The organism is Streptomyces sp. NBC_00464 (assembly GCF_036013915.1).
In the GTDB taxonomy this organism is placed as follows: domain Bacteria; phylum Actinomycetota; class Actinomycetes; order Streptomycetales; family Streptomycetaceae; genus Streptomyces.
In genome coordinates, this window is record NZ_CP107899.1 from 2,730,906 (window position 1) to 2,752,635 (window position 21,730).

A 21,730-nucleotide genomic window follows, 5' to 3' on the forward strand; every position below is an offset into this window, starting at 1 on the left:
CCGATCGTACGATGGCAACGCAACGCCAAATTAAGACAATAAGCGTCATTACAACCCTTTCCCGTGTCCCGGGTTTAGCGTCCCTGTCCAGGTGACCGGCACACCGCCGACCCGCACCCGGACGACGGTCCCGGTCACCCCGCCGAGGTTCCGGCGGCGGACCGCTCCCCCTGTTGGCGGCCCGTCGCCGGGCCGGGCGGGCCCGTCGGTAGACCCCGGCGGGCCGTCGAAAGGAAGGACGCCCGCCCTCGTGGCAGCGCACCAGAAACCCAAGCAGCGCCCGTACACCGGCTCTGCTGCCCGCACCGCAGCGACGCTCGCCTTCGCCGGGGCCGCGACCGCTGCCGCGTTGCCGGGATCCGCGCACGCCGAACCGGCGCCGACCCCCGCCCAGGTGAGGGCCGAGGTGGACCGGCTGTACCGGGAGGCGGAGGTCGCCACCGAGCAGTACAACGGCGCCAAGGAGAAGGCGACCGCCACCGCCAAGTCGGTGGACGCCCTGCGCGACGAGGCGGCGCGCAGGACCGAGCGGCTCAACACCGCACGCGACGCCCTGGGTTCGTACGCCGCCGCGCAGTACCGTTCCGGCGGCATCGACCCCGCCGTGCAGCTGGCGCTCTCGTCGGACCCCGACCAGTACCTCCGGCGCGCCTCGTACGTGGACCGGGCCGGCGAGCGGCGTGCCACCGAGGTCCGCGCCGTGCAGCGCCAGGTCGCGGACGTGGCCCAGGTACGTGCCGAGGCCGCAGGTCAGCTGGCCGACCTCGCCGCCCGGCAGGCCGCCCTGAAGGAGCACAAGGCGACGGTCCGCACCAAACTCGCCGAGGCTCGGCAGCTGCTGGCCCGCCTCTCCCCCGCCGAGCGCGCCTCCTACGACGCCTCCGAGGGCGGCCGCGGCAGCTCCCACGCCGACCGCAGCGCCCCGCGCGGTACCGCCCAGGCGCCCAACGCCCGCGCCGCCGAGGCGGTCGCCTTCGCGTACACCGCCCTGGGCAAGCCCTACGTCTGGGGCGCCACCGGCCCCTCCTCGTTCGACTGCTCCGGCCTCACCCAGGCCGCCTACCGCTCCGCGGGTGTCTCGCTCCCCCGGACCACGTACACCCAGATCGACGCCGGCCGACGCGTATCGCGCTCCGAACTCGCACCCGGAGACCTGGTGTTCTTCTACTCGGGCATCAGCCATGTCGGCCTCTACATCGGCAACGGCCAGATGATCCACGCCCCGCGCCCCGGGGCCCCGGTCCGCATCGCGCCGATCGACCAGATGCCCTTCGCGGGAGCGACCCGAGTGGCGTAGGCTCCCGCCCTCCGCACCGGAACGGCCCGAAGGACACCCGCACATGCCCATGGACGTCGACGTCCAGCACCATGCCCGTACGCTCACGCTCCGCTCCCCGGACCACGTCCGGGTCGGCCCGTTCGCGATCCGCTACAACCCGAACTGGTCCCTGAAGTACGCCAATTACGCCATCCCGGACCCGGACGCGGAGCCGACGCCCGCCGAACTCGACGCCCTGATCGCGGCCTTCGGGGAGCTGGACCGGATGCCGCGCCTGGAGTTCCTGCCCACCTGGGCGCCGGCGGTCGAACCCGCGCTGCTGGCCGCCGGGTTCACGGTGGAGAACCGCGCCCCGCTGCTGGCCTGCGCCCCGGGCGGTCTGCTGCCGCCGAAGCCGGTCGACGGCCTGGTGATGGCCGAGCCCGCCACGGATGCGGAGTTCGACGCCGCTGCCCTCGTCCAGCACCTGGGCTACGGCGGGACGGGCGAGCCCGAGGCCGGTACGGCCCAGTGGCTGCGCACCGCCGCATCGGACGGCGGGGTCGCCGCCCTCGCCACGGTCGACGGCACCCCGGCGGGCGCGGGCGGCTGCTCGGTGCCGGTCGACGGCCTCAGCGAGCTGGCCGGGCTCGCGGTCTCGGCGGACTTCCGCCGCCGCGGCATCGGGGCCGCCCTCTCCGTCCACCTGACGGAGACCGCGTTCGCGCGGGGCTGCCGGGTGGTCTGGCTGGAGCCGGGCGACGCCGACGTGGAGCGGATCTACGCGTCCATCGGCTACCGCCGGGTCGGCGAGAAGCTGAACATCTCGCTCGACCCCGAACGCGAAGGCGCCTGACTCAGACCAGCCGTCGCGCCGTCGCCCACCGGGTCAGCTCGTGCCGGTTGGAGAGCTGGAGCTTGCGCAGCACGGCGGAGACGTGCGACTCGACCGTCTTCACCGAGATGAACAGCTGCTTGGCGATCTCCTTGTACGCGTATCCGCGGGCGATCAGCCGCAGCACCTCGCGCTCGCGCTGGGTCAGCCGGTCGAGGTCCTCGTCGACCGGGGGCGCGTCCGTGGAGGCGAAGGCGTCCAGGACGAAGCCGGCCAGCCGGGGCGAGAACACCGCGTCGCCGTCCTGGACCCGGAAGACCGAGTCGACCAGGTCGGCGCCGGTGATGGTCTTGGTGACATAGCCGCGGGCGCCGCCGCGGATCACGCCGATGACGTCCTCGGCGGCGTCCGAGACGGACAGCGCGAGGAAGCGCACCGGGTTCTCCACCGCGCCCATGAACGGGGCGCAGCGGCGCAGCACCTCGACGCCGCCGCCGCCCGGGAGGTGGACGTCGAGGAGGACGACCTCGGGGCGGGTCGCCGTGATGACGGTGACCGCCTGGTCGACGTCGGCGGCCTCGCCGACGACCTCGACGCCCGTCTCCTCGGTGCGGCCGATCTCGGCCTGTACTCCGGTGCGGAACATCCGGTGGTCGTCGACGAGCACGACTCGTACCCGGCGCTCCGGGCCCTCGTGGCCCCCGGTCGCCTCAGTGGTCCCGTTCATCGCTCGTCCTCTCCATCTCCAGCTCGACTTCCGTGCCCCCGCCGGGCACCGAACGCAGCCGGGCGGTACCGCCGTTGCGCTGCATCCGGCCGATGATTGATTCTCGTACGCCCATTCTGTCCCCCGGTACGGAATCCAGGTCGAAACCCGGACCCCGGTCGCGGACCGAGACGAAGACCGTGCGGCCCTCGACCTCCGCGAAGACCTGGACGGCGCCGCCCTCGCCACCGTACTTGGCGGCGTTGACCATCGCCTCGCGTGCGGCCTGCATCTGTGCGGTCAGCTTCTCGTCGAGCGGGCAGTCGCCCACGACGACGACCTCCAGCGGCACGCCGTGCTTGTCCTCGACCTCGGCGGCGGCGCGTTTGACGGCCTCGGCGAGGGTCACGGGCTCGTCGTCCTCGTCCTTGCCGGTGCCCTCGGGGTTGTAGAGCCAGTTGCGGAGCTCGCGTTCCTGGGCGCGGGCCAGTCTGCGGACCTCGCCCGCGTCCTCGGCGTTGCGCTGGATCAGGGTGAGGGTGTGCAGCACCGAGTCGTGGACGTGGGCGGCGACCTCGGCGCGCTCCTGGGCCCTGATGCGCATCAGGCGTTCCTCGGAGAGGTCCTGGGTCATGCGGACGAGATAGGGGCCGGCCAGCAGGGCGATGCCGGTGAGCACGGCGATGGCCGCGGTGAGGACGTTGCCGAGCTGGGCCGCGGAGCCGCGGACGACCATGAAGCCGGCGAGGCCGAGGCCGACCAGGGCGACTCCGGCGAGGCCCCGGGCCAGATGCAGGACCCGACGGCGGCTGCCGACCTCCATCCAGCGGGCGCGGCGGGCGTTGTCGGCCTGGCGCCACACCAGGACCGAACCGGCGCCGATCAGCAGGGTGGGCCAGATGTAGCGGTCGGCCTTGCTGCCCATGTCGACGTTGCCGACGAAGATCAGGGCGCCGATGAGCAGCGCGATGAGGGCGAAGACCTGGCCCTTGTCCGGCTTGCGGAGTCTGCGGGTGCCGTCGGGGGCGGTCGCGAAGACGGAACGCGGGCCGTCCACGCCGCCGACGCCGAGCGGGACCACGATCCAGAACACGGCGTACAGGAGCGCGCCGAGGCCGTCCGCGAAGAACAGCCCGAGGAAGACGAACCGCACCCAGGCGACCGGCAGCCCGAGGTGCCCGGCGAGACCGCGTGCGACGCCGCCGAGCAGCCGCCCGTCGGCGCTGCGGTACAGCTTGCGCTGGGGCGGCTCCTCCGGGTCGGGGGCGAGGGAGCTTGCGGCTCGGGGCGAGGCGGCTGGCATGACCCGATCGTCACACGTCCGTGCGGGCGATGGCATCAGGGTCGGCCCCCACTTCGACCCTGAGACCGCGGAGACCGTGCGGCGGGGCAGCGGGGCCGTGTGGCCCCTCAGGGTCGGCCGGTCCAATATCAGGGACCGGCCAGGGTCGGGGCGGGTGCCGGAAGGGGCCGGCGCCCGTCACCATGGAGCCATGACCGTTCCCCAGGATGCGCCGCCCGGCGTCGTACCGCCCCCCGGGCCCGTACCGCAGCTGCACCGCAGTTCGCGGCAGAAGGTGGTGGCCGGGGTGTGCGGGGGGCTCGGCCGGTACTGCAACGTCGATCCGGTGATCTTCCGGATCGTGCTCGGAGTGCTCTCCGTGACCGGCGGCCTCGGGCTGATCTTCTACGGCTTCGCATGGCTGCTGATCCCTCTGGAGGGCGAGGAGGAGAACGAGGCGCGCCGGCTGCTGTCGGGCCGGGTCGAGGGGTCGTCGCTGATCGCGGTGCTGTGCGCGCTGATCGGCTGCGGTCTGTTCCTGTCCATGCTCGGCAACAGCGGCACGCTGGCGTTCTCCGCGATGCTCGCGATCGCGGTCATCGGCTTCACCGTCTGGACGCAGCACCGCAGGACGGCCGATCCGCAGGAGCGGACGCATCCGGCGGCCGAACGCGCGGTGTCGGACGCGCCGCCCGAGGTGAAGGCGCCGCCGACACCGTCCGCCCCGTCCTGGTGGCGCGACCCCGTCGTCAAGGACAGGGCGACCGAGACATCCGGAACCGGCTATCTGTGGGGGCCGCCGGACGCCGTGCCGGCCGGCCGGGCGGAGGGGGCGCGCCGGGCGACGGCCGACGCCCCGTTGCGCTTGCCGCAGCGGTCGCGGGAGGTCCGGGGGCGACGGTCGATCGGCGGTGCCGTCTTCGTCAACGCGCTGGTCGCGGGCGGTCTGGGCACGGGCCTGAGCTGGGACTCCCAGCCGCTCGGTACGAGTCTGCAGATCGGGCTGGCCGCCGCGCTCGCGGTCTTCGGGCTGGGGATGCTGGTCAGCGCCTTCGTCGGCCGGACCGGTTTCGGCACGCTTCTGCTGGCGATGATCACGGCCGGCCTGCTCGCGGGCGCGTCCGCGCTGCCGAAGGACATCACCACCGACTGGGCGCGCAAGGACTGGCGGCCCGCGTCGGCCGCCGCGTTGCAGCCGCGGTACGAGCTGGGCTCCGGTGAGGCGAAGCTGGACCTCACCCGGCTCGCCGTGCCCGCGGGTGACACGGTCAGGACCGAGGTGGGGCTCGGTGCGGGCCGCATCGTCGTACGCGTACCGAAGGCGGTCACCGTGAAGGTGCACGCGCGGGCCGGCCTCGGCGACATCACGCTGCCGGCCGACCGGCGCCAGGGCGATGTGGACATCCGTCCCTCGCAGAACGAGCACCGCACGCTGCCGCCGGCCGCGGGCAGCAAGCCGGCCGGCACGGTCGAGCTCGATCTGGAAGTCGGCATCGGACAGGTGGAGGTCACCCGTGCCACGTCATGAGTTCCGGCCCGGACGGGCCGTCGCGGGCCTGGTGATGCTGGCACTGGCGGGCGGCTACGCGGCCGACGCGGCGGGCCTGTGGAACGCCCCGTGGGTCTTCTTCGTCCCGGTCTTCGTGGGCGGCCTGTGGCTGGCCGCCACGGTGACCTGGATCGCCTACCGGATCCGTCGCCGCCGTGTCATGCGGAAGGCGTCCACGGAGAACGACGCGGCCCCGCCGAGCAGCAGCGGCAGCCAGGCCATGAGGTAGATCAGGTCGTTGCCGAGGTAGTACGGCGAGACCTGCCAGCTGACGGTGAGCCACAGGCTGAGCGAGATCAGCGCCCCGCCGAGTGCCGCGATCCGGGTCCACAGCCCCAGCAGCGTGCCGATGCCGACGGCGAGTTCGCCGAAGGCGATGGCGTACCCGAATCCGGACGGGCTCTTCAACGCGAGGTCGACGAGGGCCGGGATCGCGGAGGAGTCGCGGACGGCGGTCATCTGCTCGCCGATCGATCCCGGTCCGGTGGCGTGGAAGAAGGCGCTGTCGGTCAGTTTGTCGAGCGCGGCGTAGATGAAGGTGACGCCGAGGAAGATCCGCAGGGGCAGCAGGGCATGCTCCCGCGCCAGCTCCCCCAGGCTCCTGGCCTCACCCAGACCGCGCCCGTTCGTGCCGTACCCGTGCATGCTTCTCCCGCCTTCCGCAGCCCCGCCGCCGGACCGGGGTCCGTCGACAGAACCGTTCGACCCTCGCCGGACCGTTCGATCCTTCACCAGACCATACGTACGCTCCGGACGCACGGCTCACCAGGTGTGCGGTCGGGTTCATTACGCGGTGGTGCTACAGCGGTGCGGCCGGCGCCGCCCGGGTCACGTCGATCGCCACCCGGGCGGCGGCCGGCGTCAGTCGGTGACGTCGATCGCGACCCGGTTCGACTCCGCCCCGGACGCGGTGACCACCTGCACCTCGACCACCCCCGGCTCCACCTCCACCGGCACCGGCACGGTCAGCACGGTGTCCGTCGGATTGGCGAAGCCCCCGGTGACCGGGACCATCGGGACGTGTACGTGGACGGGGCCGATCCGCACCACCATGCGGGCCAGCCGGTCCGGGGACCCGGCACCCGGCGGCACGAACCCCGCGCCGCGGATCTCGATGTCGTCGCCGGTCCGGATCGGCGCGTCCAGATCGCCCGCCTCACGGGCCCGGACCACCGACAGCACCACGGGCCGGCCGCCCTCGGTGTACTTCCCGGCGAAGTAGGCCGCCGCCGAGACGGCCACCAGCAGGGCGAGCCCCCACGGCAGATCGGGCAGCTGCTCGGGCCGGCGGGCGAGCCGGACCGCGGCGAAGACCACGGCGACGGTGGACACCAGCACGTAACTCACATCGGTGAACCCGCCGCGCCCCGAGTCGTCGGTGAGCAGATCCGCCGCGCGCGGCCGGTCGGCCCGCAGCTTCTGCAGCCGCCCGGACAGCACCCGTACGCTCACCACCCGCCGGACGACCACCGCGATGGCGCACACCAGCGCCAGCACGGTCACCACACCGGCGCCGCGCGCCAGGTCCAGGCCCTCGATCAGGGCGTCGCGCTGTGCGTGGCCGGAGGCGCCCGCCAGCTGGAGGGCGAGGACCAGGACGGAGAAGACGGCGAGCAGCACCCAGGACGCGGCGACCGCGCGGGAGGTGGAGAGCCGGTTGTCCTCGCCGATCAGCGGCGCGAGAAGGCCGCCGCGCGCCCGGTGGATGTGCGCGGCCGCGGTGAGCAGTCCCGCGGTGACGAGTCCGGCGACCAGGCCCGCGGTCCGGGCGTGGGTCCAGCCGGCCCCGATGGCGGTGGCGGCCTCGGCGACGGCCAGTACGGCGACGGCGCCCCAGACGATGACCAGGGTGCGCTGCCACACCCGGTACAGCCAGGCGTCACCGGCCTCCCGGCCCCGGTCGGCGACGGCGCGCGCGGACTGGGTCAGCTCGTCCGAGACCCACTGCCGGGTCGCGGAGGCGGACTGGGCGACGCCGGCGGGAAGCCCCTGGCCCGCTGCGAGTTCGTCCCGCTTGGCCAGGAAGGCGGCCACCGCCCGCCGGTGCCCCTGGCGCGCTCCGTGCGGGCAGTCGCCACACGTACAGCCGCCGCCGTGCGTGCCTTGTCTCGCCTCGTCCAACGCCACGGAGAATTCCGCCCTTTCCCGCCCCGGTACAGCCGATGGTCAAACCCAACTCGGCTGTGATTGCTGCGAATTGTGCCGTACGGGGCGGGAGGTTCCCGCATCGGGGCACACCGGACGGGCGGGATCGTCAGAACGTTCGAGAGATCCGGCTCCACAGCGGCTGGTAGTTGATCCAGGCGACCAGGTCGCTGCCGAGCTGTTCGCGCGTGGTGACCGCGTCCCGGTGCTCGATCAGCACCGGCTTCCCGGCGGCCCGCGCGGCCAGCTGGACCTGGCAGGACCGCTCCAGGGCGAGGAACCACCAGGCCGCCGCGTCCACCGAGTCGCCCACGGTCAGCAGCCCGTGGTTGCGCAGCACGATGGCCTTGCGCGCCCCGAGCGCGGCCGCGATCCGGCGCCCCTCGTCCTCGTCCACGACGACCCCGGTGTACGCGTCGTAGAGCGCGTGGTCCTCGTAGAAGGCGCAGGACTCCTGGGTGATCGGCTCGACGAGCTCCCCCAGCGCGGCCAGCGCCCTGCCGTGCACGGAGTGGGTGTGGGCGACGGCGACGACGTCCGGGCGGGCCCGGTGCACCTGCGCGTGGACGGCGAACGCGGCCTGGTTGACGTGCCGGCTCCCCTCGACGACCTGGCCCTCACCGTTGACGAGGATCAGCTCGTCGGGCCGCAGCCCGTCGAAGGGGGCGCCGAAGGGGTTGACCCAGTAGCAGTCGCTGAACTCCGGGTCCCTTGCCGTGATGTGCCCGGAGACGCCGTCCTCGTACCCGTACTCACCGAACAGGCGCAGCGCCCCGGCCAGGCGTTCCTTGCGGTGAGCGCGCTCCTCCTCCACGGAGGTGTGGACGGGCGGCATGGCGAAGTGGAGCTGGTCCACGGGTACGGGTGTGGGCTCGGGCATGGCGACTCCTCGGTGCTCCCGGGCGTACGGGATCAGGCGTACGGGATCGGAAGTTACCGCCGGTCGCCCCAGGTGGCCAGAGGTATCGGCCATCGATTCGGGCCGGGAACGCGGCGATGCCGCCGCCCGTGGGAACGGACGGCGGCATCGGCGTGAGTACAGGGGAGTGATTACTCCCACTCGATGGTGCCCGGGGGCTTGCTCGTGACGTCGAGCACGACGCGGTTGACGTCGGCGACCTCGTTGGTGATGCGGGTGGAGATCTTGGCGAGGGTCTCGTACGGCAGTCGCGACCAGTCCGCCGTCATGGCGTCCTCGGAGGAGACCGGGCGCAGCACGATCGGGTGACCGTAGGTGCGGCCGTCGCCCTGGACGCCGACGCTGCGGACGTCCGCGAGCAGGACCACCGGGCACTGCCAGATGTCCCGGTCGAGGCCGGCCGCGGTCAGCTCCTCGCGGGCGATGGCGTCGGCCTCGCGGAGCAGGTCGAGCCGCTCCTTGGTGACCTCGCCGACGATCCGGATACCGAGGCCGGGGCCGGGGAAGGGCTGGCGCTGGACGATCTCCTCCGGCAGGCCGAGCTCCTGGCCGACCATCCGGACCTCGTCCTTGAACAGCTGGCGCAGCGGTTCGACGAGCTCGAACTCGATGTCGTCGGGGAGGCCGCCCACGTTGTGGTGCGACTTGATGTTGGCGGTGCCGGTGCCGCCGCCGGACTCGACGACGTCCGGGTAGAGCGTGCCCTGGACGAGGAAGGCGACCTCGGGGCCGTCCTCCTGGAGGATCTCCAGCTGGGCCTGCTCGAAGACGCGGATGAACTCGCGGCCGATGATCTTCCGCTTCTGCTCCGGGTCGGACACGCCGGCCAGGGCGTCGAGGAAGCGCTTCTCCGCGTCGACGACCTTCAGCTTCGCCCCGGTCGCGGCGACAAAGTCCTTCTCGACCTGCGCGGTCTCGCCCTTGCGCATCAGACCGTGGTCGACGTACACACAGGTCAGCTGGGAGCCGATGGCCTTCTGCACGAGGGCCGCGGCGACCGCGGAGTCCACGCCGCCGGACAGGCCGCAGATGGCGCGCTTGGTGCCGACCTGCTCGCGGATGAGGGCGATCTGCTCCTCGACGACGTTGGTGGTCGTCCAGTTCGGCTCGATGCCCGCGCCGCGGTAGAGGAAGTGCTCCAGGACCTGCTGCCCGTGCGTGGAGTGCAGGACCTCCGGGTGGTACTGGACGCCGTAGAGCTTCTTCTCGTCGTTCTCGAAGGCGGCGACCGGGACGACGTCCGTGGACGCGGTGACGGTGAAGCCCTCGGGGGCGGCGGAGCAGGCGTCGCCGTGCGACATCCACACCGACTGCTCGGTCGGCGTGCCCTCGAAGAGGGTCGAGCCGGCCTTGGAGACGGCGAGCGCGGTACGGCCGTACTCGCGGGCACCGTTGTCGTCGACGGTGCCGCCGAGCGTGGTGGCCATCAGCTGGAAGCCGTAGCACATGCCGAAGACGGGGACCCCGGCCTCGAACAGCGCGCGGTCGAGCGAGGGCGCACCCTCGGCGTACACGGAGGAGGGCCCGCCGGACAGGATGATCGCCCGGGGGTTCTTGGCCAGCATCTCGGCCACCGGCATCGTGGACGGCACGATCTCGCTGTAGACCCGGGCCTCACGGACGCGTCGGGCGATGAGCTGGGCGTACTGCGCGCCGAAGTCGACAACGAGGACCACGTCGGTGGTGGTGTCGGGGGCGGCGGGGGGTGCTGCTGGCACGGGGCGGCCTTCCGGCGGTGGAGAGGGGGTCGGTTCTTCCGATTCTACCGGCGGCCGGGGGCGTACCTCGTCGCACCGGGAGGGGCCCGGCCGTCTCACCATCCGGGCCGGGCTTTGGCCCGGGCCCGCCACCGGGTCCATACTGTCCGCATGCGTCAGCACACGATCTTCGTCTTTACCTATGGCACCCGGCCCGCCGGCTGCCATGGTCGTGCTGCTTGAGCAACTGACAAGCAACGTTCCAGGCGCCCCGGGCCGACAGGCCCGGGGCGTTCTGGCGTTCCGGGCCCGGTCGGGCCCCGGGGAGTCCCCATCCACCGGGAGATCCCTCATGAGCACCACCACCACCACCGCCAGGACCGCCGCCGACGTGACCGGGGCGCACACCGACGAGGCCGCGTCCCTGATCGCGGACGCCCGGACGCGCATCGACGCCCTCGACGACCGGATCATCGGCCTCGTCCAGGAGCGGATGGCCGTCTCCACGGTCATCCAGGAGGCCCGGATGACCTCCGGCGGCCGCCGGGTGAACCTCTCCCGCGAGATGGAGATCCTGGGCCAGTACCGGGACGCGCTGGGCAGGCCCGGCACCTCCCTCGCGATGACCCTGCTGGAGCTGTGCCGCGGCCGCGTGTGACGCACCGCAGGTCAGACGCCCCACGTGCGGACGGGGCTGTACGGGCGTATCCCAGTTCGGGCCGACTCTCACCCGTACGGCGCGTGACCGGTCCCCGCGCGGCTTCGTTGGTCCCGGTGTCCGTGCCAGCCAGGGGCGGCTTTGGAGGAAAACCACGCGTGGCTCCGCCGGGGTGTGTGGCGTACTGCAGGTACGCCGTGGGACCGCGCACCGGCGTGCGTGACCGGTCGGCAGGGGACAGCAGCCCGGTCACTCGGAGGAACCGCTCGCCGGTCTCTCCACGAACGGCCGACTCCGGGGACGCCCGGAGCCGGCCGTTCTTCTTTCCAGCCGCTCTGTCTACGTGGCCGGGGTCATCGGGTCGCGCGGCGGCGGCGGGACACCGTGTACAGGACGCCGCCCGCGGCCAGGGCGACGAGAGCCGCGCCGCCGGTCATCAGCGCGGTGGAACCGGTGGAGGCGAGATCGCCCCCGGTGTCACCGCCGCCGGTGGTGCCGTTGCCGCCGGTGGTGCCGGCCGAGGACGAGCCGGCCGAACCGCCGGAGTCGCCGGACGCGCTGCCGCTGTCCGAGGAACCGCCGGTGGAGCCGCCCGTGGCGGCCGCTCCGCCCGAGCCCGAGGTGGTTCCACCGGTGGTGGAGCCGCCCGAGCCCGAGTCCTTGGCGTTCAGCACCAGGGACGCGGTGTTGTTGGCGGTCTTGGTGTCGAAGCGCAGGCCGGGGTCGCCGAGGTGGATGTTGCGGACCCAGACCTTGCCGGACGCCCCCGCGACCACCTTGTCGATCTTCAGCTTGAAGGGGAAGGCGAAGTCGGCGTCCTCACTCACGGACATCGGCGTGGAGCAGAAGTAGCGCGGGGCGCCCTTCTGGTTCTCGCGGTAGTCGCCGTCGGCGGTCACACCGCGGCAGGACTCGGGCCTGTCGACGACCGTGGCGCCCTCGGGCACGGTGATGTCCACCGTGGCGACGTCCTCGCCGGAGCGGAGATTCCCGACCCAGGCCGGTCCCCGGTTACGGAATCCGACCGTCGCCTCGACCGTGGCGCCCGCAGCGCCCTTGACCCGCGCCCCGTACGCCGCGAAGTCGGCGCTGTTGGCGGTCTGGAAGTCGACTTCCTGCTGGTTGTCGCCCGGCTCCAGGTCGGCCGAGCGCGCCGACGGGGCCTTGCGCAGGGTCAGCGTGGCGCCCTCGCCGGAGCTGTACCGCGCACCGGCCCGCTGCGCGGCGCGGGCGGCGGAGCCGTCCTCCGTGACGCTGTAGAGGAAGGTGTCGTAGAACGCGCGTGGAGTGGCCTTGATGCTGGGCGGCTCTGCCAGCGTGTACGTGACGCCCGGCTCGTAGCTCCCGTCGAAGGAGCACAGCGCGGTGGTCCAGCTGTCGGCGGAACCCAGGCCCAGCCCCTCCTCGCTGTACTCGCAGTTCCGGTACCGCTCGGTGAACGCCATGCCGCGGGTGTGGCGCAGGGTGAGCAGGACCCCGTCGGCCGCGCGCGTGCCGTTGTTGGTGAAGGTGAGGGGCGCCGGCTGGCTGTCGCCGGGCTTGAGGTTCGTCCTGAACGGAATCCGCTTCATCGACAGGTCGGGTCCGCCGATGCCGACGTGGGCGGAGAAGGACCGGAAGGTGGCGCCTTCCGCCTCGGCGGTGACCTCGATGGTCCCCGCGTCGCCGTCCTTGCTGCCCTTCGCCGCGGTGAGTTCGAGGTCGGCGACGGTGCTCAGGCCGGGGAAGATGCCCCAGTCGTGGCAGACGGCGGTCGTCCCGGTGGTCTCGCAGTCCGCGCTGCCTTCCTCGCTGAACGACACATCCGCGACCCCGGCGATCCCGCTGAGGTCGAAGCGGACGGTGTACTCCTCGCCGAAGGTCCCGTTCTCCTCGTCCTCGGACGGGTTGTTGACCGTGAATCCGAGGGTCGCCTTCTGCGGGGTGCCCGTGGCCGGGTACGGGTGCAGGGCGGTGTCGGCGGGGCCTCCGAGGGTGAACTCGGGGGCCGCGGCCCGGGCCGGGGTGTTCAGGGCGAGAGCACCGGCGGCCAGAAGGCCGGCTGCGGCGAAACCTCCGGTGACGCGACGGAGAGCTGCTCTCGGGGGCGTGCTTCTCATCTCGGGCCCTTGTGGTCGTCGGGAGCTGTGTGACCGCTGTGACAGCGGCATGCATACGACCACGGGCGAGCCGGGATGGTTGCGCGCGTTCAGATCACGAATCGGGTACGCCGTCGGGCGTGACCGACCTCACATCGGAATGTCATCGGCCGGGGACAACTATCCGGACTCCTCGCAGGTCATCCATGCGGAACACCGGTCACACCGCTGCGCGGTCGCACCGGCTACAGCGTGAGGGGCTGCACTCGGAGGGGGGTGCAGCCCCTTCTGCTGTCCGGTCCCGGCCACCTACTCCGTCTCCGTGGCCTTCTTCGGCGGCACCGTGGGCATTCCCAGGAACGGCAGCCTCAGCGCGCCGAACGCCTCCTTCGGGACGGCCGGCGCCTGCGGCTCGACCGCCGCCAGCCGCTCGTACGCCTCACCAGGGGCCGGGCGCAGGTCCTGCTCGCCCTTGTTGGGCCAGAAGGACATGGCCCGCTCCGCCTGCGCGGTGATCGTCAGCGACGGGTTGACGCCGAGGTTGGCGGAGACCGCGGAACCGTCGACGACCGAGATGCCCGGGTGGCCGAACAGCCGGTGGTACGGGTCGATGACCCCCTCGTCGGCAGTCGCGCCGATCGGGCAGCCGCCGAGGAAGTGCGCGGTGAGCGGGGTGCCCATCAGCTCACCGATGTTGGAGCCGGCGAAGCCGTTGATCTCCTCGGCGAGCAGTGTCGCGCTCTGCGTCGCCTCGGCGATCTGCGTCGGGTTGGGCGCGCCGTGCCCCTGGCGGGCGGTGAGCAGTCCCTTCCCGATGCCGCGGGGCTTGCGGTACGCGGTCAGGGAGTTGTCCAGCGACTGCATGACGAGCCCGATGATGGTCCGCTCCGACCAGCGCCGGTTGGAGAGCGAACGCACGGCGAGCGTCGGGTGCTTGGCCATGCTGCCGATCCAGCTCAGCACCCGGTGGGTGCCGTACGGGACCTGGAGGATGGTCATGCCGCCCATGGCGTTGGATCCCTTGCCGTAGCGGACCGGTTCGATGTGGGTGTTCTCGTCGGGGTGGATCGACGAGGTGATGGCGACGCCCTTGGTGAAGTCGGCCTTGGTGCCGTGCTTCCTGCGGTAGCGGCGGTCCGAGGTCTGCGCGCCGACGAGGCCTTCGGAGTTGGTCCGGGTCAGCTCGCCGAGCCGGGCCGAGAGCCGGGGCAGCAGTCCCCGGTCCTTCATGGTGTGCAGCAGGGTCTGGGTGCCGTACGTGCCCGCCGCCACGACCACCTTGCGTGCGCGCAGCAGGGTGGGCTTCGCCCTCTTCCGGCGGTCGGTCGGCACGGTGGCGACGTGGTAGCCGCCCTCCGGGTCCTCCGTGACCGCGACGACGGACGTCATCGGGTGGATGACCGCTCCGGCCTTCTCGGCGAGGTGGAGGTAGTTCTCGTTGAGGGTGTTCTTCGCACCGTGCCGGCAGCCGGTCATGCACTCGCCGCACTCGGTGCAGGCCTTGCGGGCCGGACCGGCGCCGCCGAAGTACGGGTCGGCGACGGTGCCGCCGGGCTTCGCCCTCGCCGTGCCGTCGGCGTCCTTGCCGTCACCGAAGAAGACACCGACCGGGGCGAGATGGAAGGTGTCGCCGACGCCCATGACCTCGGCGGTCGCCTTCAGATGGACGTCGGAGGGGGTCATCGTCGGGTTGAGCCGGACCCCGAGCATCCGCGTGGCCTGGTCGTAGTACGGCTTCAGCTCGTCCTGCCAGTCGGTGATGTGCGCCCACTGCCGGTCCTGGAAGAACGGCGCCGGGGGCACGTACAGCGTGTTGGCGTAGTTGAGCGAGCCGCCGCCGACGCCCGCACCGGCCAGCACCATCACCTTGCCGAGCAGATGCACGCGCTGGATGCCGAAGAGGCCGAGGGCGGGGGCCCAGAGGTAGTTCTTCAGGTCCCACGAGTTCTTGGGCAGGGTGCCGGGCGTGAAGCGGCGGCCCGCCTCCAGGACGCCGACCCGGTATCCCTTCTCGGACAGCCGAAGCGCCGAGACCGCGCCGCCGAAGCCCGAACCGACGATCAGGACGTCGTAGTCGTACGCGGCGTCGTCATCGGCTCCTTCCGGGTCCACGGGCTGTTTCCGGGCAGGGCTGACCTGGGACATGGCTCTCCTCGGTACGAAAAGGACAGAAGTGGCGCGGGCGATCAGCGCAGGCGGAACGCCTTCATCGCCTTCAGGCTGCGGCTCATGAACGCCGCGTACTTCTCGTCGTCCATCCCGAAGGACGGGGCGAGCGGGATCAGCCGCTGCTGGGCGACGGTCTGGGCCTCGGTGTACTTGAGGATGCCCTCGGAGCCGTGCCGGCGGCCGAGGCCGGATTCCTTCATTCCGCCCATCGGGGACTGCACGCTGCCGTACGCGGGGGCGTAGCCCTCGTTGATGTTGACCGTGCCGGTGCGCAGCCGGGCGGCGACCTGGTGGCCGCGCCGGCCGTCCTTGGTCCAGACGCTCGAGTTGAGTCCGTACGGGGTGCCGTTGGCCAGGGCGACGACCTCGTCCTCGTCGCTGAAGCGGTAGATCGAGACGACCGGCCCGAAGGTCTCCTCGTTGCAGACGGCCATCGGGGCCTCGACGCCGTCGAGAATGGTCGGCTCGTAGAACAGCGGGCCGATGTCGGGGCGGGCGACGCCGCCGGCGACGAGCTTGGCGCCCTTCTCGACGGCCTCCGCGACGTGCCGGCTGACGGTCTCCAGCTGGCGCTCGCCGACGAGCGAGCCCATGTCGGCGCCGTACGCGAGGGAGTTGCCGAGCCGCATCGCCTTCGTACGGGCGGCGAACCGGGCCACGAAGTCGTCGGCGATCGACTCGTGGACGTACAGCCGCTCGATGGAGATGCAGAGCTGGCCGGCGGAGGAGAAGCAGGCGCGGACGGCGCCGGCGGCGGCCTTCTCCACGTCGGCGTCCTTCAGGACCAGCATGGCGTTCTTGCCGCCGAGCTCCAGCGAGACGCCGACGAGCCGGGCCGCGGCACCCTGGGCGACCTCGCGGCCGGTGCGGGTGGAACCGGTGAACGAGACGTAGTCGGCGTGCTTGACGACCTCGGGGCCGACGACGGGGCCGTCCCCGAGCACGACCTGGAAGACCTCGGCCGGGAGTCCGGCCTCGATGAGCAGGTCACGGGCCCACAGCGCGGTCAGCGCGGTCTCCGTGTCCGGCTTCATCACCACGGCGTTGCCGGAGACGAACGCGGGCAGCGCGTCACCGACGGACAACTCGAACGGGTAGTTCCACGGCGCGATCTGGCCGATGACCCCGCGGGGCTGGCGCAGCTCGGTGACCTTGGTGAGGGTCGGTACGACACCGGTGTGCCGCTTCGGCTTCAGATACGCGCCGGCCTTGCGGCCGTAGTGCCGGGCGGCGACGGCGACCGCCTGCACCTCCTCGTGGGCGTGCAGCCGGGCCTTGCCGGTCTCCAGCTGAATGAGGTCGAGGACCTCCGACTGACGGTCCAGGACGAGGTCGTGGAAGCGCAGCAGCACGGCGGCCCTGGCCCGGACGGACGTCGCGGCCCAGGCGGGCTGCGCGGCGCGGGCGCGCTCGTAGGCGGTGGCCACGTCCTCGGGGGTGGACTCGGGCAGGTCGGCCAGCTTCTCGCCGGTGAAGGGGGTGTGGTTGGCCGTACGGCCGGAGCCGACGACGCCACGGGTCAGCTGGGCGATCACCTCGGGCGTCACGACATCGGCGGCCGTGCGCACGCCCGCGGGCGCGGCGGCCACCGGGTTGGTGCCGACAACCGCGGCGGTGGTGGGCGTGGAGGCCTGCGAGTCCGTCATGAGGGCGAGAGTACGTCGAGCCGAAGCCTTTGGGTACCCGTGGGTAACAGCTTTTCACACTCCCCACAACAGCCCTGTGCGGCCCCCCACCAACCGAGCCAGTGATCACTGGCTGAATAACCGCTGATCAGGGGGTATCTCCGTCCGCATCACCGACCGGGAAGCCCCCGCCGGAGCCGGTCGGAGCCGTGCGGGGTCAGTTGGAGTCGGCCGGCGCGCGCCAGCTGCGCAGCATCGTGTTGAACCGGTCCCGGGTGATGTCCCAGTCCTCCTCCGGCCCCGTCATGTACAGCGCGTACTCCGGGCCGCCCTCCTTCGCGTAGTACATCTGGTCGATGGCATGGCGCGGCTCGCCGGGCTTCTCGGTCCAGGTGAACTCCCAGATGGCTCCGGGGCAGTCGCGGTAGACGTTGCTGTTCATCTCCAGGTTCCGGTAGTCCGGCAGCCGCTCGCGCAGGTTCGTCTCCATGTCCTGCATGTGCGTGTACGAGTCCTCGAAGTCGGGCGCCGGGTCGACGCTGACGCGGAGGTAGTGCACACCGTCGTCCGGGGTGTAGTCGATGTTGGTGCCGTTCACCTGCCGCTCCCAGCCGATCGGCATGAGGATGCTGAACCCGGAGGGGTCCTCCACCCGCCGCCAGCCGTCCGGCACGCCCGCCTTCGCCGGGTCCGGCGAGGGTGTCGGGGTGGGCGTGGGGGTGGGTGTGGCCTTGCCCGGCCCCGGCGACCGGGTGCCGTGCGACGCCGTGCCACCGGTGCCGGATTCCGCGTCCGTGCGGTTCGCGTACAGCATCGCGGCGATACCCGCGCCGCCGCCCACCAGGGCCGCCAGCGCGATGACCACGACCGTCGTACGCCACCGGCCTCGGCTGCGCCGGATGGCCGGTGCGGAGGCCGGGGCCGGAAGGGGACCGGGGTAGGGAAGCTGGGCCGTGCCGCCGTTCACCGCCCCGCCGCCGGAGGTGCCGTCGGCGCCCATGGAACGCAGCACCTCCTCGGGGACCCGCTGCGTGGGGACGTACGCCTGGGCCGACCGGGGCTCGCGCCCCTCCATGGCCTCCAGCAGCATCCGTTCGGCCTCCGCGGCCGAGGGCCGGTCCTCGGGTTCCTTGCGGAGCAGCGCCGTGATGACGGGGGCGAGCGCCCCGGCCCGTGCGGGCGTCGGCGGGTCCTCGGTGACGACGGCCTGCATCGTGGATATCGGGGAGGTGCGGCGGAACGGCGAGCGCCCCTCGACCGCGGTGTACAGCGTGGCGCCCAGCGACCACAGGTCGGAGGCGGGGCCCGGGTCGCCGCCGCGGACCCGCTCGGGTGCCAGATAGTCGATGGAGCCGACCAGTTCACCGGTCCTGGTGATGGTCGAGTCGCCCTCTATCGCCGCGATCCCGAAGTCGGTCAGCAGCACCCGGCCGTCCCGCGCGAGCAGGACGTTGCCCGGCTTCACATCGCGGTGCAGCACCCCGGCACTGTGTGCGGCGCGCAGGGCGCCCAGCACGTGGAGCCCGATCCGGGCGGCCTCGCGCGGCTCGATCTCGCCGGACTCCTTGGTCTGGTCGGCGAGTGACGGACCGTCGACGTACTGCATGACGATCCACGGCCGGTTGTCGTACTCGATCACGTCATGGACGGTGACCACACCGGGATGCGTGATGCGGGCGGCGGCGCGGGCCTCCTTCTGGGTGCGCGCGTGCAGCACGACCCGGTCCGCCTCCGCGACGTACAGCCCGGCGGTCAGCTCCTTGACGGCGACGGTGCGGTGCAGCACCTCGTCATGAGCGCGCCAGACCTTGCCCATGCCGCCGCGTCCCAGGACTTCGCCGAGCCGGTACCTCCCGGCCAGCACCAGTCCCGCTTCCGTGCCCTGTGATCGATCCACGTGTCCCCGCCCCGTTCCTTCGGATGACAGGTTACGGAGGGGAGGTACGACCACGGAACCTCGCACCGCTCACGAGATCTCACTGTGATGCTTGTCGCTCTGCCGGACCGCCCGCCGCCGGACCGTTTCACTTCACTGCGTCACGCGGTAGGAGAGGCTGGCCTGTTGGTAGATCTCGGTCACCTTGTCGCGCTGATCCTCCGGGCCGATGACCTGGAGAACGTGGTAGCGGCCCTCGACGACCATCACCAGATTGCGGACGTAGACCTCACGCCCACCGGCGTCCCGCCAGGTGAACTGGCCCTCCGCCATGGCCTGCCGGCCGACGTCGATCCGGCGGAGCCCGCTCGCCGACGCCCAGCTGGATTCGCGGAACGGCATCAACTCCGGCTCCTTGTCCCGCTGGTAGTCGAGCGGGTCGGCGCCGTTGGCCTTCACGGTGTCGCGGCCGGGGACGACGAGGAGGCTGAAGCCGTCGCTTCCGTACCGGATCTGACGGTCCGTGTTGGCGGGGCTGCGCTGCCAGCCCTTGGGCGTCCCGACCTCGAAGCCCTCGGCGTCCTTGCGCAGGGTGTAGCCGGGTGCGAGTGCGACGGCGGAGCGGCTGGTCTGCGGCTGCTGTGCGCCGGAGGAGCCCGGAGGTGACGGCTCCCCGGAGTCCTGGGAGCCGCCCTGGGGCGCTCCGGACTCGGTACGGGAGGGGGCGGGGCCGGCCCCGGACTCCGTACCGGACTTGGGCATGAACATCACGGCGTACGCGACCGCCGCGGCCAGGACCAGCAGGATCAGGACGAGCAGCAGCCGGCCGAGCCGGCGCGGTGCGTGCCCCTCCTGCTGCGGGCGCGGCGGGGTGCGCAGCGCCTTCGGCCCCTTGGGCTCGCGCGGCGGCCTGGGGTTCCTGGGCTCGCGCGGCTGAAGCGTGGCCCGCTCCGCGGGTTCCAGCCGTTCCTTGGTCTGGCGGTGCCGGCCGTGCGCCGCCCCGCCCCGGCGGCCGCGGCGCTTGCGTACGAGCTCTCCGCGGCGGCGTACGACGGGCAGCCGGGTGGCGTCGGCGGAGGGCAGCGTCACGACGTCGAGACCGGCCTCCGGCTCGGGCGCCGACCGCACGAGGGAGCGCAGCCAGCCGCGCAGTTCCTCGAAGTCCGGGCGCTCGGTGGGGTCCTGCCGCAGCAGTGACTCGACGACGGGCCGCAGCGGCCCGCACTCCTCGGCGAAGGCGGGCGGTTCGCCGCAGACCATCTGGACGAGCTCGGCGGCGTTCTCCTCCGGATACGGGGCGTGGCCCTGTACGGCGCGGTAGAGCAGGGCGCCCAGCGCCCAGAGGTCGGTGGAGGGGCCGATGGGCGGTGCCAGCTGCCAGTTCTCGTGGACCGGACCGGCCTGCTCGGGCGCCCAGCGCTCGGTGACCGCGCCGACGACGGCGATCCGGGCCTGCCGGGCGCGCTCGGCGGCGAGGGTGGTGGCGGGGCCGCGGTAGGCGGACGAGTCACGGCCTCCGGCGACGATCTCGTCCCAGCGGCCCGGGGCGGTCTCGCGGGCAGCCTCGCCGGTGGGGGCCGGCAGTTGCGGGCGTACGGCCGGGGTGGCGCCCAGACGCCGGGAGTCGGCGCGCAGGGCGTCCTCGTTGGAGCCGCCGGCGGGCACCGGGCGACCGCGGCCGGGGCCGTCGTCCCAGGAACCGGTGAGATGGAGCCGCCGGGGCGGCGCCTGGCCGTCGTCGCCGCCGAGGTCACCGCGGCCGAAGCCGTCGCCCTCGTCGTCGCCCTCGTCGTCGTACGGGTCCTCGTCGTCGTACAGGTCATGGGGGTCGTACGGGGCCGGGGTGCCGGGCCGGCCGAGAGGCTGCGGCGGGTGGGCGGGCCGCGGGACCGGAAGGGTGCCGGTGTCCTGCGCCTCGTCCGTACCGGCCCGGCGCTCCTCCTCGCTGAGCCGGGCGGCGGCGCGGGCGCCCGCACGGTACGCGGCGATGGCCCCCGCCCGCGCGGCCCGCGCCTGGGCGCCGCCCGCCTCGGAGGCGGGGACGGGCACGGTGGCGGGCGGCGGGCGGCGCACGGCCTCCAGCTCACCGGCTCCGTGCGGCTGCACCGGAGTGGCCCCGGGCCCCGACTCGATGGCCGCGGGCCCCCGGGAACCGGGCACCTCGGGCGAGCCGTACGGATCGGCGCCCTCGGGCTCGGGCGGGACGTACGGGCCCGTGGGGCCGGACTCGACCGCGGGGCTGCCGTACACGCCCTCGGCCTCGCCGTCGTCGTCGGCGCGCGGCACCGGAACGTACCCGCAGAGCGCCTCCTCCGCCGCCCCGGCCGCCAGGCCGGTCAGCACGACGCGTCCGTCGTCGCAGATGAGCACCGTGCGCACGGTGATGTTGCGGTGGGTCCAGCCGTGCGCGTGCAGGACGCGCAGCGCGGTCAGGACGTCGGAGCCGATCTCGGCGGCCCGGAACGGATTGAGCGGGTGTTCCGCGAGCAGGGCCGCCAGCGGCCGGGCCGCGACCAGTTCGCTCACGATCCAGAGCGAACCGTCCTCGGCGAACACGTCGAACACCTGGTCAAGGCGCGGGTGGTCGGGCACCTGGGCCGCCGCCTGGGCGGCCTCGATGGCCCGCCGGACCGCCGGATCGGTGGACCGCCGCACCGTGCGCCCGCTCGTCCGCCGCGCGGCCGTGGGCAGCCCCTCCGCGTCGAGCACCTCGGCGTCCACGACCTCGGGCAACGGCACCTGACGGACCAGTACCTCCTGGCCGCTGTAGGTGTCGAACGCCCGGGTCTCGACCAGTTCGTACTCGTCGGACGGAGGCAGCGGAAGGCGGTAGCGGTCGGCAAGTACCCGACCCGCATAGTCGTCCACGACGCCTCCCCAGAGCGCGCTGTCCCCCGGTCACGTAGACCGCACGAAACCGCCAATTGCAGTCA

Annotated in this window: 16 protein-coding genes; 5 read left to right on the plus strand and 11 right to left on the minus strand. The window is 72.7% G+C overall.

Annotated elements, in window-relative coordinates; translation table 11 throughout:
- Positions 1-250: 250 nt before the first annotated feature.
- Positions 251-1,297 (plus strand): C40 family peptidase, encoded by a 1,047-nt coding sequence (locus tag OG912_RS11850; RefSeq protein ID WP_327709328.1) that lies wholly within the window; start codon positions 251-253, stop codon positions 1,295-1,297.
- Between the two features lie 43 nt (positions 1,298-1,340).
- Positions 1,341-2,114 (plus strand): GNAT family N-acetyltransferase, encoded by a 774-nt coding sequence (locus OG912_RS11855; RefSeq protein WP_327709329.1) that lies wholly within the window; start codon positions 1,341-1,343, stop codon positions 2,112-2,114.
- 1 nt (position 2,115) lies between these two features.
- Here OG912_RS11855 and OG912_RS11860 read toward each other — a convergent pair whose 3' ends face one another.
- Both OG912_RS11860 and OG912_RS11865 read right to left on the minus strand, forming a co-directional pair.
- A complete protein-coding gene (locus OG912_RS11860; protein WP_136327611.1) occupies positions 2,116-2,820 on the minus strand; it encodes a LuxR C-terminal-related transcriptional regulator in 705 nt (234 codons plus the stop codon).
- Positions 2,804-4,102, minus strand: coding sequence for a PspC domain-containing protein (locus OG912_RS11865; protein WP_327709330.1), 1,299 nt, complete (start codon positions 4,100-4,102; stop codon positions 2,804-2,806). The genes OG912_RS11860 and OG912_RS11865 overlap by 17 nt, the downstream gene beginning before the upstream one ends.
- A gap of 190 nt (positions 4,103-4,292) precedes the next feature.
- On the opposite strand from OG912_RS11865, the gene OG912_RS11870 reads away from it, so the two are divergent.
- Both OG912_RS11870 and OG912_RS11875 read left to right on the plus strand, forming a co-directional pair.
- Complete coding sequence (locus OG912_RS11870) at positions 4,293-5,609, plus strand: PspC domain-containing protein (RefSeq protein WP_327709331.1); 1,317 nt, start codon at positions 4,293-4,295, stop codon at positions 5,607-5,609.
- Entirely contained in the window at positions 5,596-5,859 is a 264-nt protein-coding gene (locus OG912_RS11875; RefSeq protein ID WP_326738180.1) for a hypothetical protein, read from the plus strand. Before OG912_RS11870 ends, OG912_RS11875 begins: the two co-directional genes overlap by 14 nt.
- Here OG912_RS11875 and OG912_RS11880 read toward each other — a convergent pair.
- From OG912_RS11880 to guaA, 4 genes are all read right to left on the minus strand, one after another.
- Entirely contained in the window at positions 5,766-6,275 is a 510-nt protein-coding gene (locus OG912_RS11880; protein WP_326738179.1) for a DoxX family protein, read from the minus strand. The two genes, OG912_RS11875 and OG912_RS11880, sit on opposite strands and share 94 nt — an antisense overlap.
- Before the next feature lie 216 nt (positions 6,276-6,491).
- The gene (locus OG912_RS11885) at positions 6,492-7,757 is read right to left on the minus strand and encodes a hypothetical protein (RefSeq protein WP_327709332.1); all 1,266 of its coding nucleotides are present in this window, start codon (positions 7,755-7,757) and stop codon (positions 6,492-6,494) included.
- Between the two features lie 127 nt (positions 7,758-7,884).
- Entirely contained in the window at positions 7,885-8,655 is a 771-nt protein-coding gene (locus OG912_RS11890; RefSeq protein ID WP_326738177.1) for a class II aldolase/adducin family protein, read from the minus strand.
- A gap of 170 nt (positions 8,656-8,825) precedes the next feature.
- On the minus strand, positions 8,826-10,412 hold the full coding sequence (guaA, locus tag OG912_RS11895) for a glutamine-hydrolyzing GMP synthase (protein WP_327709333.1): 1,587 nt from the start codon (positions 10,410-10,412) through the stop codon (positions 8,826-8,828).
- 331 nt (positions 10,413-10,743) lie between these two features.
- Between guaA and OG912_RS11900 the strand changes: the two genes are divergently transcribed.
- Positions 10,744-11,049 (plus strand): chorismate mutase, encoded by a 306-nt coding sequence (locus OG912_RS11900; protein WP_327709334.1) that lies wholly within the window; start codon positions 10,744-10,746, stop codon positions 11,047-11,049.
- Positions 11,050-11,402: 353 nt separating this feature from the next.
- On the opposite strand, the gene OG912_RS11905 is transcribed toward OG912_RS11900, so the two are convergent.
- The 5 genes from OG912_RS11905 to OG912_RS11925 all read right to left on the minus strand — a co-directional run bounded on the left by OG912_RS11905 (position 11,403) and on the right by OG912_RS11925 (position 21,665).
- Positions 11,403-13,148 carry a peptidase gene (locus OG912_RS11905; protein ID WP_327709335.1) on the minus strand — a complete coding sequence of 582 codons (1,746 nt, stop codon included), beginning with the start codon at positions 13,146-13,148 and terminating at the stop codon, positions 11,403-11,405.
- Positions 13,149-13,436: 288 nt separating this feature from the next.
- Entirely contained in the window at positions 13,437-15,272 is a 1,836-nt protein-coding gene (locus OG912_RS11910; protein ID WP_327709336.1) for a GMC family oxidoreductase, read from the minus strand.
- Between the two features lie 41 nt (positions 15,273-15,313).
- Entirely contained in the window at positions 15,314-16,942 is a 1,629-nt protein-coding gene (locus tag OG912_RS11915) for a succinic semialdehyde dehydrogenase (protein ID WP_327709337.1), read from the minus strand.
- A gap of 196 nt (positions 16,943-17,138) precedes the next feature.
- Complete coding sequence (locus OG912_RS11920; RefSeq protein ID WP_327709338.1) at positions 17,139-18,818, minus strand: serine/threonine-protein kinase; 1,680 nt, start codon at positions 18,816-18,818, stop codon at positions 17,139-17,141.
- 132 nt (positions 18,819-18,950) lie between these two features.
- Positions 18,951-21,665 carry a protein kinase gene (locus OG912_RS11925; RefSeq protein WP_327709339.1) on the minus strand — a complete coding sequence of 905 codons (2,715 nt, stop codon included), beginning with the start codon at positions 21,663-21,665 and terminating at the stop codon, positions 18,951-18,953.
- Positions 21,666-21,730 lie beyond the last annotated feature (65 nt).